Source organism: Ignavibacterium sp. (assembly GCF_025998815.1).
GTDB lineage: Bacteria > Bacteroidota > Ignavibacteria > Ignavibacteriales > Ignavibacteriaceae > Ignavibacterium.
In genome coordinates this window covers 3,304,445-3,321,076 of the sequence record NZ_AP026678.1, presented here as the reverse complement: position 1 = coordinate 3,321,076, position 16,632 = coordinate 3,304,445, and the positions used below count along the sequence as shown (strand labels likewise).

17 protein-coding genes, 1 tRNA gene and 1 other RNA gene are annotated in these 16,632 nt (G+C 33.4%); all 19 read right to left on the bottom strand.

Annotation, left to right across the window (positions count from 1 at the left end):
- Position 1: 1 nt before the first annotated feature.
- Entirely contained in the window at positions 2–475 is a 474-nt protein-coding gene (gene accB, locus Q0X14_RS14445) for an acetyl-CoA carboxylase biotin carboxyl carrier protein (RefSeq protein ID WP_297840117.1), read from the bottom strand.
- A gap of 13 nt (positions 476–488) precedes the next feature.
- A complete protein-coding gene (gene efp / locus Q0X14_RS14440; RefSeq protein WP_297840114.1) occupies positions 489–1,055 on the bottom strand; it encodes an elongation factor P in 567 nt (188 codons plus the stop codon).
- Positions 1,056–1,205: 150 nt separating this feature from the next.
- On the bottom strand, positions 1,206–1,892 hold the full coding sequence (locus Q0X14_RS14435) for a tetratricopeptide repeat protein (RefSeq protein WP_297840112.1): 687 nt from the start codon (positions 1,890–1,892) through the stop codon (positions 1,206–1,208).
- Positions 1,893–1,969: 77 nt separating this feature from the next.
- Positions 1,970–2,043: transfer RNA gene (locus Q0X14_RS14430), tRNA-Arg, on the bottom strand.
- A gap of 24 nt (positions 2,044–2,067) precedes the next feature.
- A complete protein-coding gene (locus tag Q0X14_RS14425; RefSeq protein ID WP_297840109.1) occupies positions 2,068–3,114 on the bottom strand; it encodes a CehA/McbA family metallohydrolase in 1,047 nt (348 codons plus the stop codon).
- Between the two features lie 83 nt (positions 3,115–3,197).
- Positions 3,198–4,826 carry a hypothetical protein gene (locus Q0X14_RS14420; protein WP_297840107.1) on the bottom strand — a complete coding sequence of 543 codons (1,629 nt, stop codon included), beginning with the start codon at positions 4,824–4,826 and terminating at the stop codon, positions 3,198–3,200.
- Positions 4,827–4,829: 3 nt separating this feature from the next.
- Positions 4,830–6,980 (bottom strand): hypothetical protein, encoded by a 2,151-nt coding sequence (locus tag Q0X14_RS14415; protein WP_297840105.1) that lies wholly within the window; start codon positions 6,978–6,980, stop codon positions 4,830–4,832.
- On the bottom strand, positions 6,950–8,548 hold the full coding sequence (locus Q0X14_RS14410; protein WP_297840102.1) for a cytochrome c3 family protein: 1,599 nt from the start codon (positions 8,546–8,548) through the stop codon (positions 6,950–6,952). Before Q0X14_RS14410 ends, Q0X14_RS14415 begins: the two co-directional genes overlap by 31 nt.
- Positions 8,541–9,875: an NAD(P)-binding domain-containing protein gene (locus tag Q0X14_RS14405; protein ID WP_297840099.1), complete on the bottom strand. Its 1,335-nt coding sequence runs from the start codon at positions 9,873–9,875 to the stop codon at positions 8,541–8,543. The genes Q0X14_RS14410 and Q0X14_RS14405 overlap by 8 nt, the downstream gene beginning before the upstream one ends.
- Positions 9,876–10,475: a tetratricopeptide repeat protein gene (locus tag Q0X14_RS14400; RefSeq protein WP_297840097.1), complete on the bottom strand. Its 600-nt coding sequence runs from the start codon at positions 10,473–10,475 to the stop codon at positions 9,876–9,878.
- A gap of 11 nt (positions 10,476–10,486) precedes the next feature.
- Positions 10,487–11,362: a hypothetical protein gene (locus Q0X14_RS14395; RefSeq protein WP_297840094.1), complete on the bottom strand. Its 876-nt coding sequence runs from the start codon at positions 11,360–11,362 to the stop codon at positions 10,487–10,489.
- Between the two features lie 81 nt (positions 11,363–11,443).
- On the bottom strand, positions 11,444–11,752 hold the full coding sequence (locus tag Q0X14_RS14390) for a hypothetical protein (RefSeq protein WP_297840091.1): 309 nt from the start codon (positions 11,750–11,752) through the stop codon (positions 11,444–11,446).
- 2 nt (positions 11,753–11,754) lie between these two features.
- Positions 11,755–12,630, bottom strand: coding sequence for a diaminopimelate epimerase (gene dapF / locus Q0X14_RS14385; RefSeq protein ID WP_297840088.1), 876 nt, complete (start codon positions 12,628–12,630; stop codon positions 11,755–11,757).
- A gap of 102 nt (positions 12,631–12,732) precedes the next feature.
- Complete coding sequence (locus Q0X14_RS14380) at positions 12,733–13,086, bottom strand: TM2 domain-containing protein (protein WP_297840085.1); 354 nt, start codon at positions 13,084–13,086, stop codon at positions 12,733–12,735.
- Entirely contained in the window at positions 13,079–13,453 is a 375-nt protein-coding gene (locus tag Q0X14_RS14375) for a DUF2752 domain-containing protein (RefSeq protein WP_297840082.1), read from the bottom strand. The genes Q0X14_RS14380 and Q0X14_RS14375 overlap by 8 nt, the downstream gene beginning before the upstream one ends.
- Before the next feature lie 181 nt (positions 13,454–13,634).
- Positions 13,635–13,992, bottom strand: a transfer-messenger RNA (tmRNA) gene (gene ssrA, locus Q0X14_RS14370).
- 11 nt (positions 13,993–14,003) lie between these two features.
- Positions 14,004–14,555, bottom strand: a complete 552-nt coding sequence (locus Q0X14_RS14365; RefSeq protein ID WP_297840080.1) for a cob(I)yrinic acid a,c-diamide adenosyltransferase — start codon at positions 14,553–14,555, stop codon at positions 14,004–14,006.
- A gap of 2 nt (positions 14,556–14,557) precedes the next feature.
- On the bottom strand, positions 14,558–15,658 hold the full coding sequence (locus Q0X14_RS14360) for a glycine cleavage T C-terminal barrel domain-containing protein (RefSeq protein ID WP_297840077.1): 1,101 nt from the start codon (positions 15,656–15,658) through the stop codon (positions 14,558–14,560).
- 94 nt (positions 15,659–15,752) lie between these two features.
- Complete coding sequence (locus Q0X14_RS14355; protein ID WP_297840076.1) at positions 15,753–16,607, bottom strand: hypothetical protein; 855 nt, start codon at positions 16,605–16,607, stop codon at positions 15,753–15,755.
- Between the last annotated feature and the right edge of the window lie 25 nt (positions 16,608–16,632).

Genomic DNA, 16,632 nt, shown 5'->3' with positions numbered 1-16,632 from the left:
ATTACATTGGTTGAATTAAAAACAATGGTTGATTGTATTCAACCGGTTTTCCGTTTTCGACAAGAATTTTTACTACTTTACCATTAACATCGGATTCGATTTCGTTCATTAGTTTCATCGCTTCAACAATACAAAGAACAGTTCCGACTGAAACAACATCTCCAACCTGAACATAAGGATCAGCATCGGGTGCAGGTGCGCGATAAAATGTTCCAACAATTGGAGAACGAACTGTATGAAGATTTGATTCAGCAGATTCGTCGGATGTTTTCTTTTCAACTGGTTTAACTTCTTCTTTCTGCTGAACGGAAACAGAAGTTGGTTGAGAAGGAACAGTGGAAATCGTTTGCATTGCAGGAGCAACACGGACTTTTTTAGCAACCTTTATTTTGGTTCCATTCTCTTCAATCTCGATGTCAGTTACTTCACTTGTCTCGAGAATTTTAACGAGTTTTTTAATTAGATTCAGATCCATAAACTTCTCCTGTTTAATTTGACTTTACACGTTCAACATATTCACCAGTACGAGTATCAACTTTCAGCACATCCCCTATTTCAATAAAGAGCGGAACATTAATCGTTGCCCCAGTTTCAAGTGTTGCAGGTTTAACAGCACCGGTTGCAGTATTGCCTCTGAAGCCAGGTTCTGTTTGAGTAACTGCAAGGTTTACAAAAATTGGTGGTTCAACAGTTATGATTTCATTATCACTGAAAAGAATTTCAACTTCAGTGCTTTCCTTCAAAAATTCAACTGAGTCACCAAAAAGTTCTTTAGGAACATTTATCTGTTCGAATGTTTCATTGTCCATACAAACAAGAAAATCTCCATCACGATAGAGGTATTGAAATTTTCTTCTTTCAACTCTTATGATTTCAATGCTTTCACCAGCTCTGAAAGTATTCTCGAGTACTCTACCGGTTTTAAGATTTTTCAAAGTTGTACGGACGAATGCACCACCTTTACCAGGTTTAACATGTAAAAACTCTGTAATTACATATGGTTCATTTCTGAACTTAATGATAAGACCATTTCTGAAATCTGATGTATCTGCCATAATCTCCGAATTAATTGTTAAAAAATGGTTGAAAAAAATAGATATAGAACCCGCTAAAGTCAAGAAAATGAATTTTTAAAAAATTAACAAAAAACCGTGAAAAAATTCACGGTTTTATATAAAAATTTGTTAAAAATGCCCAAATTCTGTTTAGTTCAATTCTGTGAAGTAACGGTCAACCTGAGCAAAAGCTGTAGATGTTTTATAATCATCTTTTATTATCTGGAACAATGCCTTTGCTTCATCCTTCTGACCAGCTTTCATATAGTTGATTCCCGCTCTTAGCAGATAATCGGGACGACTTGGATTGATTTCAGAGACATTAGAAGCTTTCTTGAATAAGTCAGCGGCTTTTTCGTATTCTCCTTTAGTTACATAATATCCCGCCTGACCAGCTAATGCAGCTGCTTTATAAATATCATTTGAGCCGCCATAATCCTTATAAAGCTCAAAAGCTTTTTCGTATTGACCCAGGAAAGTATAGGCATTTGCGAGATATATTTTAGCCGTTTCGCCATTTTCGGTACTTCCATAATCTTCCACAATTTTCTTCAGCCCAACAAGGTTAGTTCCTTGTTTGCCTTCAATTGCTTCCAGATAAGAGCCCTGATCATATAAATCAATTACACGAGCTAATAAAGTTCCGGCTTCTTCATTTTTTGAACTTCGGAAATTCAGATAAAAAATCACAGCTACTACTAAAATAGCCAGAGCACCTGCATACATTAAAACTTTATTTTTGTTTTCTTCAATGTAATGCTGAGCTTTATAATAGAACTCAACAAGTTTGTCTTCTTTTATTTCCTTTTTTGTAAGTTTTTTTCTTTTAGTTAACATCTCAATCCTTTTTAAGTTTGATAAAAATAACCCGCCAAATTTAATACAGCAGTGTTGATTGTTCAAAAAGTAATTTGTACGCCCGGCAGGACTCGAACCTGCAACCTTTGGAACCGGAATCCAACATTCTATCCAATTGAACTACGGGCGCAAAGAAGCGTTATCAACATTAATTTCAAATTCCAATTCTGATATGATTTGAAAAAATCCATGCTCTACCGTCTTTATAGATTTCTACCCTGTAAGCACCTTTTTTATTTATTTCAAACTCTGCTGAAAGTCCTTTGACCAGCTCAACAAGATGACCATTTCTTATCAGGCGAATTTCTGATTCCGCTCCGGGTAACAAAACATGAAGCAGAATATTTTTTGAGTCAGAAATTGATTCGCCCATATTAAAAATTTTTCCTTTCTGCTCTGCATAAAATCTGAATCCTTTAGACTCGGCGACATAATCATTCGCAACGAAACATCTTCCTTCTCTTAGTGCATTATAGATTTGCCATTTGGCTGTTTCAATATCTTTCTGGCTTTTACCTTTTTTGATTTCTTTATCCAATAAAACATGAGTTCTTATTGATTTGAAAAGTACTTTGTAAGGAAAAATTTCTACTTCAAGAAATCCGACCAGATTATATTTGTGTGCATGTGCATCAACTCCACCAATACCGACAACTCTTCTTTTAAGATTCAATTCATCCCATACTTTAAGTGTTTCTTTAGGAGGTGCTGTAATTGTTCTTAGCGGATGAAGAAAAGAGCGATATTTATTTTCTTCAGTAAGATTTTCAACCCATTCTGACATATGATTCCAGATTTCAATTCCTGTAAAGTCTTCAATTTCCCAATCAACCCAAGGGTATGCAGGATGTTCTTTATGAGTTCTTTTTTCATGAGGATGAGCAATAAATCCAATTCCACCAAGCTCTTTAACTTTTGCAACATATTTCTTTGCCGGAGTTCTGGTGGAAAATGCTTCATCAATTCCAAAAGCCAGATAATGATTTTTATTTTCTTTATCATTTATTTCACAGCCAACAAGAAGCAATGTGTTGCCATACCATTTTTCATAACCTTCAGTCAAAGCTCTTACTGTATTGTGGTCTGTTAGCATAATAAAATCAAGACCAACCTCATCAGCAAACTTAGCTATATCCGGAACTTCGCCCGTACCATCTGAAAAAACTGAATGAATGTGAATTGCGCCAATATATTCGTGCATACTTAAAACTCAGTGAATGAATAATTTCTAATCAAAGATAGAGATAAAGGATTTTTTTAGAAAGGATATATTAAAACTCAAAATTAAAATCTTGTGGTCAATCCAACTAAAACACGACTTGTTGTTCGAGAGGATTCAAAAGCACCTTCATAAGAAATAAATAGACTAATCATTTTGAATAGGTTTAGATTATAATCAATCAGAAATGCATTTTCATTGAATGAATTTTGAGATACAGGAAATTTATAATTCGTTTTGCGGTAACCAATACTTAAATCAGAATTTAAGTCATAAAAAGTCTTCGTCATATAAACAGAATAAACATCACCATCCACATAATTTGAAATCAATTTGTTGTAAGAAAGATTTATCCCGGATTCAATAATTGGCAGAAGTGAGAAGTAGATTGTTCCTCCAAAATTTCTTGAGGGTTTAACATCAGATTTTCTGAAACGATAACCAGCAAAAAAACTTGCACCAAAGTACTTAAATGGTTTAATTGATGTTCTTATTCGGAATCCTTGTCGGGTTTCATTTTCAATAACACTATCAGTTAATGATTGGAAAGTTTCATAATAAATTACATTCTTTCGGGCATCGTAACTAAGATTAAATGATAATTCACGGATAGGGACATAATTTGCCGAAAGAAAAATACTTGTAAAGCTGAACTGATTTTTTTGAACACCAAGTTCTTTTTTATACAAATCAATTTCAGTTGAAGCAAAAAGATTAAACTTTCTTATTGCATTATTTGAATGTTGGAGATAAAGGAATCTTCTATCAATTTTTGCGTTATTGGTTTGCTGGAAAAATGAAATTGTATTCTCCATATAACCCATAGCAAAACTATCTTTCCTCGATACAAAAGCTCCGTATTCTATGAGTTTTGGATTAAATGTAAAATCTTTCCAATCTGGTCTTGAGCCACCTACGATTCCAAATGAGAATGAATTGAGATTTAGTTCTGCAAGTAATCCATCAATAGTGCTTATGTTAGAAATTCTAGGATGTAAGAATCGTCCAATCCAAAACTGAAAACTTTTACTGAAATCATATTTCAAATGAAGGTCGTAAACCTTGAGAGCTTTAAAATAGTTTTTTGTAACTGAGCTCCAGTCTGAAGTCCGATAATTAAAAATAGAATAAGTAGAAAAAGATAAATCTGAATTCCCGATTCTCTCAAAATCAATTCTTAATGTATGACGCCAGCTTTGATAATCATTTCTGCTGAAGTTATCGATATTAGAATAAGATTGAATGGAATATTTACCTGAAAAATTATTTCCACTAATTTTTGAAAAAGTTGAGTTTGAGGATTCCACATTAATTACTTGAGCGTTATTCTGTTGCTCCGCTAGCGAATCATTTTTCTGTAAAACAAAAGAAGTGTCACTTTCTGATTTATTTGCATCCTTTGTTTCAATAATAGCATAATAAGTGTCGCCAACTTTTAATTCAAAATCATAAATTTTTTCGCAAGCAACTGAAATTGATGATACAAACTTTACTAAAAGTTTTGGCTGGTATTTTTTATTTACAGACTGATATAAAGTATCGTTCGGATTTATTCCATCAGTATTTTGAAATTTAAGATAAATTAACTGTGGAGTAATATAACTTACTTTACCTTCGACAAAGCTCCTGTTCTGAGCCAGAACTGATGAACTAAAAATTAAGAATAATACTAAAAAATTGAATTGGTATCTCATGCTCTATTCATTGATGAATCTTTGTTGAATTAAATTCCTATGCCTTCCATCAGGATGACAATTATAACAAGCGTTGCTTTCATAGACATAATTTTGTACTCCCTGATGCTCAGAATCCATCTTGGTTTTATTATGTTCGTGACAGTTTATACAACTAAACACTGAATAGTTACTTGGCACAGTGTGACAATCCGAACAAGCACTCCACTTACCCTTGTGCTTTCCTGAGTATATCGGGAAAAACTGATTATCGTGATCAAATGTGGCTGGTTGCCATCCATTTGTTGAATGACATTCATTACAAGTTGTAGGAAATGAGACTGCTATGTGATTTGGATTTGTTGTATTATTATAATCAGTCTGATGACAGGAGTAACAATCTGTTGGTGTATTTGAATATCCATTCGAATGACATTGAGAACATTGTGCTGTTGTGTGTTTACCTGTCAGTGGAAAGTTTGTTTGGTTATGATCAAAAGTAGCTGGTGACCAAGCATTAAAACTATGGCAATCTTCACAGCTATTTGGAAATCCGGATGAAATATGATTTGGATTATTAGCATTTTGAAAATCATCGTTATGACAGTTAATGCAACTCTGTCCTAAATTTGAAAAATTTCCGTTATGACAACTATTACAATCGTTAACCTGCAAATGCGCCCCTAATAATGGATACACTGAATTGTGATTCGGAAACAATGCAGGCGACCAATTCGGTGTTGGAGTATGGCAAGTATTGCAATCAGTTGATAATGCTAATGCAGTATGATTCGGATTTGTTGATGAGTTAAATTCTGAAAGATGACAATCAGAACAAATAGTACTGGCATTAGTGTAACCGTTAGTATGACACTGTGAACATTGAGCATTTAGATGTTGTCCAACCAAAGGAAATTCAGAGGTACCGTGATTAAATGCTCCATCTTTTCTTCCTGCAGGATGACAAGAATAGCAAGCATTACTTTCATACAGATAACCTTGTACACCCTGATGCTCAGAATCCATCTTGGTTTTATTATGTTCGTGACAGTTTATACAACTAAACACTGAATAGTTACTTGGCACAGTGTGACAATCCGAACAAGCATTCCATTTATCCTTATGCTTTCCTGAGTATATCGGGAAAAACTGATTATCGTGATCAAATGTAGCTGGTTGCCATCCGTTTGTTGAATGACATTCATTACAAGTTGTAGGAAATGAGACTGCTATGTGATTTGGATTTGTTGTATTGTTATAATCAGTCTGATGACAGGAATAACATTCTGTTGGTGTATTTGAATATCCATTCGAATGACATTGAGAACATTGTGCTGTTGTGTGTTTACCTGTCAGTGGAAAGTTTGTTTGGTTATGATCAAAGATTGCTGGTCGCCATCCATAAATGTTATGGCAACTTTCACAGGTTGTAGGAAATCCCGCATTGATATGATTCGGATTTGTTGCTGACTGGAAATTCGATTGATGACAAGAATAACACTGCTTCGATAGTCCACCAAATCCCTGTCCCTGATGATGGCAGGAGTAACAGCTCGGTAATGAATGACCGCCAACCAACGGAAAGAAACTGTGGTCCACATTAGTTGCACTCCAGGATAATGCGTTAAGATTATGACACTCCTGACAATTTGTTGAAAATCCTGCTTGAAGATGATTAGGTGTTTTAGTATTCCGATAATTTTCAGCATGGCAAGCAAAGCAATCAACATCTAATGGTTCAAACTTTAAATCAGCAAATCCGGTATGACATTGTTTACAATCTGCAGTTTTGTGAGCACCTAATAACGGAAATCTTCCTACCTGATGAACAAAATTAATATCTTTAACAACCCAGGATTCAGATGTATGACATCTTGAGCAATTCTCTCCTACTGTGTTCTGATGAATATCTTTATGGCAACTGTTGCATGTATTTTTCACTTCAGAAAAAATCAAAGACTTATGACAAGACCTGCAATCTGCATTCTGATGTTGCCCAACCAATTCAAAATTTGTGTTCGAGTGATCAAACTGAACTTTTTTCAAATCAATTTTCCAGGTTGTGGACTGATGACATTCAGAACAATCATTCTTTAATCTATCACCATGCGGTGATTGACTAAAAATATTTATAGTCAGTAAAACTATAACCGTTGTGAATGACAGGATGCGCATTTGAAATCATCCAATTTATATTTTATAAAAGTATTTCCGTTTTTTGATTCTGAAGGATGGCACTGCGAACATTTTAATTTGCTATGTGCACCCTCCAATGAAAATCTTGTTTTGTTATGGTTAAACTTCTCTGGCTTCCAATTTTCAAATGAATGACACTTTAAACAATCTGATTTACCATTTACTTCAAACTGTCCGAAGTGAATATCCTTATGACACTCAATGCATTCATTATTCAATGAAACAAATTTGAATTTTCTTTTATTATTACTTTCAATTTTATAATGACAATCGCGACATTCAACTTTAGAATGTTTACCAAGCAGTTCAAATCCTGTTCCCGAATGATTAAATGAAATAGTTCTCCAGGAAGCAGAATTGTGACAGCTCTGGCAATTATTGCCTGGTAAAAATTTCTCTGTTAATTCATTTCCGTGAACATTTTGGTGACAACTTTGACAGTCAGTTCTGGTAAATCTAAAATTCCATTCTTCATTTTTTTTATGACAACTGAAACAAGGAATAGCCAGATGAGCACCATCTAACTTAAACTTCAACTGATTGTGCTGCTCAACAGTAAAAAGCGATGGGCTAAATCCCATTTCATTATGGCATGCTTTACAATCTGTTACGATATTATTCCTGACAAAATCACCATTATGATAATCCTTATGACAATCAGTACACTTTGAAAATAATGGTTTGTTATTTATTGAACCTTTATGACAATCATTACATTTGACAGAATTGTGTTTTCCAACTAACGGAAACCTTGTTTTGGAATGATCAAATGCACTCTGATTAATAATCTTGAATGATTTTGTTATATGACATGATTTACAATCTTTACCAAATGCACCTTTGTGAACATCACTATGACAGGGCGAGCAGTTCGAAAAACTTAATCCTTTGAATTTTGTTTTTTTAACTCCGTTTTTTACTTCAGATGGATGACACTTTGCACATTCAACGGATTCATGAGAACCAGTGAGTTTAAACTGAGTTTTATTGTGATCAAATTTTTTAACATCATTGAACTTTTCTGTATTATGACAGCTTGCACAATCAGTTCCTAAACTGCCTTTATGAAAATCTTCGTGACAGGAAATACAATTTGTATTAAGACCGAGATAAGTATTTTTTCTTTTTTTGATTTTAGCATCAGAAATAAATATTGATTGATGACATTTTTCGCAATCAATTTTTTCATGAGAACCGGTTAAAGAAAATCCTGTTTTTGAATGATTAAAATTATCTTTATTAAAATTTATTATTCTAAAGTTTCTCCCATGATGTTCACTATGGCAAGACCAGCAATCTTTTGATTTAACTTCGCCGGAAGAGTGATAACCTCTGTTGTTTGAGATTAAAAATTTAATTTCTGTATGACAATCAAGGCACTTTGAGTTAAGTACCTGTTTACCAAGTTCGTGACATTTTGTACAATTACTTAATCCTTCAAGATTTGCGTGGAAAGATGTCAGCTCACCGGGTGAAATCTGTGCAGATATCTTTATTGATAAAATTACAATCAAACAAAGTATTTTGTCTAAAACTGTTTTATTCATGTTTCAGAATTGCTTCGCCAAATTTTTTGGTAATCTTTATTCCGATGCTTTCAAGAAAAGTTATTGGAAGAATTCCTCCGACAAAAACATAAACAAGATCATTTTTCAACTTCATTAACTTTTGTTCTGGTCCTACTAATAATTCAACTTCGTTATCAAAAATTTCTTTAACCACAGAATTAAATATTACATTAACTTTTCTCTTCTTTATGTATTGATGAATTCTTTCATAATTAAGTGGTTTTATTCTGGAAAAATTTTCTCCACGATAAGAAAGTGTAACTCTGTTTGATTCATCAGCTAGAAGCATTGCTGACTCAACTGCAGAATCTCCACCACCTACAACAAGTATATTCTGATTATGAATTAATTCAGGTTCAAGTAACCTGTAATAAACTTTACCTTTGTTTTCACCGGGCACACCAAGCTTTCTCGGGCTTCCTCTTCTTCCGATTGCCAACAAAACACCATTTGATGTGTATTGGTCGTGATTGGTAGTAACTATAAAATAATCATCTATTTTTTCAATTCGTTCAACCTTTTCCTCTTCATTAATTTTAATTTTATTTTTCTCAAGAACATTTCGCCATAAATCAATCAATTCACTCTTGTTTGTCTGAAATAATTTGACCTTTCCCCAAAGCGGTAAATCCATTGGTGAAGTCATAACAATTTTAGATCTGGGAAAACTCATTACCGTACCGCCAATTGTATCTTGTTCAAGAGTTAAAAATTTTAGGTTATTCTTTGCAGCAGTAAGAGAAGCAGAAATTCCAGCAGGACCAGCTCCAACAATTATAATATCATATTTAGCTTTTGCTGATCTTTTTAATTTTCTTGCAAAGAATTCTACAGCTTGCTTGCCTTGTTCTACTGCATTTTTAATTAATCCCATTCCGCCAAGTTCACCGGCGATATAAACAGCCGGAATATTAGTTTCAAACTCCTGTGAGATGTGTGGTAATTCAACCCCTCTTTTTTCTGTGCCGATGCAAAGTGTAATTGCCTGAACAGGACAAGCATGAAAACAAGCTCCATGACCAACGCACCTTGATGCGTTAATTGTTGTAGCTTTTCCATTTAGTAATCCGAGAATATCTTTTTCAGGACAAGCTTTAATACAAGCTCCACTTCCGATACAAATATCAGGATTAACAACAGGATGCAACGAAACCGGTTCGTGTAAACCGGTTTCTTTTGCTTTTTTCAGCTTTGCGTAGTTTTGGTAAGATTGTCTTTTGTTCTTCCGCAAGTAAATGAAGATAATGACAATTGCAAGAGAAAAAACTAAAGCATAAGCTATTAGATTTTCTATCAATTGCTCCATTTACTTCAGTATTGTTAATGCATTGCGGGCAAGTTCTGCAGTTTCAGATTTAGGATCTTCCTGAATAAGTTTATTCCAGATTTCACGTGCTTTCTCATTGTTACCTCTTGTGGCTTCAATTGCACCAAGATTATACTTTGCCATCGAATCATTTTTATCAATCTCTAATATTTTTTTTGTTTCTTCCTCTGCTTTATCAAGTTCACCTTTATTGTAATAAATAAATGTTAAAGAGAAACGAATGTCTTTTCTTTTCGGATCTTTCTTTAAAATCATCTCATAATAAGGAATTGATTCGTCTGGTTTGTGAGCAGCGAGTAAGAAGTCAGCAAACTCCCTTACCTTGGAAGTATCATTTGGATTTGCGTCAACAGCTGCTTTCAGCTCTTCCATTTTTTTCTTTACTTCTTCACTAACTTTAACTTGTCCGTGAGGATTTTCTTTACCAAGATTTTTATGAACATCATCCTGAGGCATTTCCTTGTTTGCGATATCTTCAATAGCTGATATTTTTTCCTCTCTCTGATTTGTCGCAATGATTATTACAGCAATCACAGCTATTAAAATAATTCCATAGATATAAACTGGTTTGAATTTCATTTAATTCCTCCTTAAAAAATCCATTTATAACCAAAAATAATTGTAACCATTATATGAACAATCATAATAATAAACATAATTATTGCAAAGGGAAGATGAGCTATGTGCCAGTATCGGAAAAATTTTTGCATAGTTCTTAAAAGCCCGATTCTTCTTGTAAGAATTATCTCAGCTTCAACAAGTCTTTTTAATTCTTTAAATCTGAATTTTGAAATACCAGCTTTTTTAAGATGCGTAATTAATTTTCCTTTAAATCTTCTTATCCTGATTGCATCTTTTATAAAGAAAGAGATTGAGTTTACCAGATTAAAATCTTTATATCTTTCTGGTGATGTAAGAATTGAAAATTCATCAAGTAAAGATTTGTCAAAAATTATTTCGGAACTTAAACGATCGGACATTTCATTCCTCATTTTCATCAGTTCAGTAATATCAAGTTCTCTTCCCTGAATAGTTCTAGGAATCTGAATATAGATAAATCTTCCAACTGCGCCTGAAAGTACTACAAGCACCATACTCCAGAAACTGACAGATACAATTCCACCAAATTTGAAAGCAGTGTGATATAAAACTAAAATCGGTCCAACTGTACAAAGGAAAATATGTAATTCAAGCCAATGTTTGAGATATCCGAAATTAAAAAGTACTCTGCTTCTTTTTCTAATCATATAAATACTTACACCAAGGATCATCATAAGAGAACCTATTATACCAAAACCGTGTCCGAGATAACCACTTGGTTTAATCAAATTATGTTGAGGATGAAAAAATCTCTCTTCGACTGAAGTTGTGTAATAAGAATATCCGTTAACTGCTAATAATACAGTTACTGAAATTCCTATCAGAAAAAATAAAACTATGTAAATCCTGTGTAAGGTTTTATTCATTTTGTGTTAACTGATAAAATTTTTATTCTTGCTCAATCTTAAGGAATGGTTGTATACAAAAAAAGAGCCACAAGGGCTCTTTTATTCTAATTGGGGAAGTTCTACAAGTGTTGTGTATTTAGCTGAATGGTTAACTGTCATATCGGTAATTTTGCTGATGAGAAGATTTACTCGTTCGTCAGTATTGTCGTCATAATTGTCGTAAACTTCTTCATTAGCAAAGACATATATTTCCTGAAAATGATTGGGTTTACCTTTTACCTCATAAACATTGTATGATTCAATACCTTCAGTTTTAACCAATAATTTCAATTCTTTTATAGCTTTAAAGTAATCTTCTCTCTTTTCAGGATTCAGCTCGTACGAAATTGTGAAAAGAACCTTTGCCATTGTTACTCCATTTTAGTGAAAAAATTACCAGAAATTTTTCCTTCAAAGACAATCTTTGCAGGACCCGTTAGCGTTACATTACTAACTTTCTGATTTTCTATATCGAAATTTACAATTAATGTTTCGCCTCCCCAAGTGATTAATGAAATTGGCAGAGAAATTTTTTTATTTACAAAAGCTGATATGGCAACTGCAACCGAGCCAGTTCCACAAGCTAAAGTCTCATCTTCAACTCCTCTTTCGTAAGTACGTATATAGATTTTATCATTTTCGAATTTATAAAAATTCACATTTGTACCAATTGGAGCAAAATCTTTATGGTATCTGATTTCCCTTCCAAGCTCATAAACAGGAACCTCAGAAATTTCCTGATAATTTGAAAATGGATTTTTAGGATCTTTAAGTATTTCAGAAATTTCTATAACAATGTGTGGTGAACCGGTATCAATAAAATCTGCTTTAATTAATTGATCAGCAGCTTTTATTCTGAAATTGAATTTTGCTTTAGTCGGAGGATTGAGATTAAACCTAACTAATTCATCACTGATTACTTCACCGGAATATTCAACTGAATTTGAGATGAATTTAGCTTTCCGATTTTTCAGACGATTAGTTTTTTCTGCAAACCAGATTGCACATCTTGCACCATTTGCACACAAGCTTCCGGTAGAGCCATCAGCATTATAATAAAGCATTTCGAAATCATACTGTGCAATATCTTTAATAATTATAACTCCATCAGCGCCAATTCCGAATCTTCTGTCGCAAATACTTTTTATCTGTGATGCCGATAAATTGATATGTGGATTTTGTCTTTTATCAATAAAGACAAAATCATTTCCTGCACCTGTTAACTTATAGAAATAAATTTCATTCATAACAGGTGTAATTTATTCTTAACAATTTTTGATTACAACTTTTTTCAGATAAGATTAATCAAAAAAAGAGTTGTCCAGTCCTGTAAATGAAATAACTAAGAACTACGAATACTGTTTAATCATCATCGCAACTTGTTGCGCAGTTTTTATATTAAACTCCAGAGCAAGCTTCTTGTGATTAACTAAATCCACAATTGTTCCGATTAAACATAAACCACCAGTAAGAAGATACAGAACACCCATTCCAACCTGACCCAAAACAAATCTGTGAACACCAGCTATTCCAACAAAACCAATCAAAGCGAATATTAGTATGTTGGTTGGATCTTTTCTTCTTGACATATAGGTTAATGCAAACTGCTGTGCCTGCTGATCAGTAAAGTCTTTGATTAATTCCTGAATGTATGCCATTTCTTCCGGTTCAAGACTTGGCATTAATTGAAATACATTAGGCATGACTTGCTCCTTTATTTATTGGTTTGAAATAGTGATTAAAGTTATTTCTTATCAATTGGAAAATTCTGAATAAAATAATTATCAGTGCAGGAATGCCAAGCCAGTGAAAATCAAATGAATGGAGAAACTGTCCATGTAAAACCACAGAGACAGACCTACCCAAACCACAACCAGGACAATTATCAATTCCTAAATTCGAAAGTGGACAAATAGTAAAATGATTCTGATTATAATTTGAATAAGTGGCGAGATAAATTAAAGCTGATATCCAAACGATTCCCTCAAGTCCAACAAGTTTATAAAATGAATTTATTAAACTCTTAACCGTGATGACGAATGATTTAATATTTGGCAAGTAATTTTTCATATTCTCAATAATTTCAACAGAAACATAGATAATTAAATCTGAATGTTCAATTGTTTTGAGGATAAATGGTTGAAATTTTATTTGAGTGAATAAATCAAGTAACTGCAGTAGAATTGAACTTATAAATTAAAAACAGAAATTACTTGTGGAGTGATTTATTTGAGTTATGAAAAAAAGTTTTTAGTGGAGGTGGCGGGAGTCGAACCCGCGTCCGGAATTAAGATCCAAAGAACATCTACGCACATAGTCTGTCTATTTTTTTAGCTTACTACTGCCCGACAGACAGGGATCGTATTAAGCTTGTCTGTTTTAAGTTTCGCCTCGTCTGCACAGACATCAGACTTAGCTATCATACCTAAACGACGTTCATCTTTATCCCGGTATGAGAGGATAAAGTGAACGAGCTGCTTTTAATTAAGCAGCTAAGGCGTAGTTATATTCGCCAGTTATTTTTTATTCCCAATTCTTTAACGTGTACTTGGGGAACACGATGCGCAGTTCTAAGTCTCTTCAATCCCGTCGAAACCAATTTCACCCCCGAGTAAACTTTTTACTGAGGTTTCCAAATTGTGTCAGGATAATTTGAGACTTTATTTTCATAACGAGAAAGAACAAAAAATAAATCGGAAATTCTATTTAAGAAGACAATGATGTTTTCATTAATCTTTTCAAAATTTTTCAAAGCAACAATTTCTCTTTCAGCACGACGACAGATTGTTCTGCAAACATGAAGCATTGCTGAACCTTTAGACCCGCCAGGCAGAATGAAGTTCCGTAGTTCGTCAAGTTTCTCTGTAAAGATATCTATATCGGCTTCTGCTTTTTTTATAAAATCCTCGCCTGTTCTGGTGATATTAAGTTTTTTATTTTTTTCCGTATCCGGTGTAGCCAAATCAGAGCCAACTATGAAAAGCTTGTTTTGCAAATCAATCAGCACATTTCTGATTTCATCACTTTTTATTTCCGTAAGAGCTAATCCGATGAAAGCATTCAATTCATCAACTGTTCCGTAAGCGTTTATTCGTTGATTATTTTTTTGAACTCTTTCTCCTCCAAAAAGACTTGTTTCACCTTTATCGCCGGCTTTAGTATAAATTTTCATCACTATTTCTTAAATGGTAAACTTGTAATTCTTGCTTCCGTCTTTGAATTTCCATTCACAACAAAAAGAGTAGAATCTTCGTTCAAATAATTCTTTTTAACTACTGCCAATCCTATTGGCCTTTTCAACTTTACCGAATTGATAAATGAAGTAACAAATCCCGCACTTTGATTTTCAGAATCAACAAGCTGCGTTTCATTGTTTAGTTCAATAGAAGATTCGAATGTCAAACCGGTTAATTTTTTCTGAACTTTATCATAAGTTTCTAATCGTGCCAAAACTTCCTGACCGATGTAGCAGCCCTTTTTTGTATCAATTAATTCAGAAAGATTTAACTCGTGTGGATTGAATAAATCACATATTTCATTTGGTGCTGCAGGAATTCCCTGCTCAATTCTGAAACTGCTATAAGCTTCTTCGCCAATCAAACTGAAATCAAATGGTCCGGTATTTTCCAAAACATAATTTAGTAATCTGATTGTATGTGAATTATCAGTCAATGCCCAGAATTTTTTAAATCCTCTTTCATCTTTCATTTTTGCAAGGAAAAAAAGTATTCCTTCAACATTCATAACTTTAAATGAATCAACAGGAATATCCGAAACTGCTGAGCCACAAACCCATGTCATAAACGAATCTGCCTGAGGACCTGAAAACTCAAGTATGTTGAAACGATGATTTGCATCGCTTTGTTTTACATCATCACTGATGACATAACGATTTATCCAACTCATCACCTTTACTTTGTTTGATAAATCTCCAACCAAAATCAGATGTGATTCAAAATTAAGAACTGAAACGACATCGATTATTCTTCCCTTTTCGGTTGTGAAAATTGTTTTTCTAATCTGCTCTTTGGTAAGATCTTTAAGTCCATTTGTTGTAATTCTGTGAAGAAAATCAGCACTGTCCTGCCCTCTCAGCTCAATGATCGAGGCAGAATGCAGATGTCTTAGACCAACTCCGTTGTAAAGACTAAATATTTCGTCCTCAGGTTTGGAAAAACTTTTTATAACTGCTGTTCCGTTATTACGATCAACATTGTATCCTTTGGATTCGAAATATGTAAGTAATTCATTAGGTATCATAGTGTTATCGAACATTTATTCTCCGTTTTAATTAACAAATCATCCAAATAGATAGTGATTAGTTTTTGATTTGCTGTGAAAAAATTGCAGGACAAAGATAAAAAAATTTTTAATAACGACGTGTAATTTTTTTGCCTGATGTACTGTGGTATAAACTGTCTTTGGGATTATAAATAAAAGCAACCGAATCTTTATGAATTACACGATCAGGAAAACTGTAGAAAATATGTTCATAATAATCCGGAAATTTATCATCATTTATATCAGCCAAAGTTCTCCGGAAATCTATTCCATTATAAGTCATAAGCAAGTGCGGTTGATTTCTTATTCCGTCAATCAAAAAATAATTATAGTTAATATTGCCAACTCCCTGACCATAATGGAAATTAATTTCAACATAAGTTAAACCTTTTGGCGACCAATTCCTTAAACTAAATTTATTAAATCCACCGTGCGAAGGAACAGGTGCTTCCCAGACGGTAAATAATTGATCTCCTTTACATTCAAATAACACAAGATAAATGAATGGAGTACCAAGCTTTGTGCTATCAAGATCAATAAAGCTTTGATCATAACCAACAATATTTGAAGGTTCAATAAATCTTTCGCCAGGTCTCGAACGAGCAATCATAGCAAATATGTATTTACTTCCATCAGTGTAATCATAATAAATCAAAGCTGGTTTTGGAATATCATAAACTGATGATTTATCAAATTTCAGAGGATATGTTCCGGCCGGAAAATTTTTAAGAATAAACTCAATTACACTTATCGTATCACAAGGAAATCTGTTTGTGCTTTCACTCTTCATCTTTTCAAGATTATAAAATTGAATTGAAGCATCCTTTTCAGAACTCAGCTCAACTTTTTCCTGATAATTAACAGGAATATTTTCTTTCTTTTCTTCTTTGCAGGAAGAAAAAATAATAACACAAGTTAAAAGTATAGTTGAGATTTTATTCATAACTAAAAGAGAGTGTGTCCCGGTC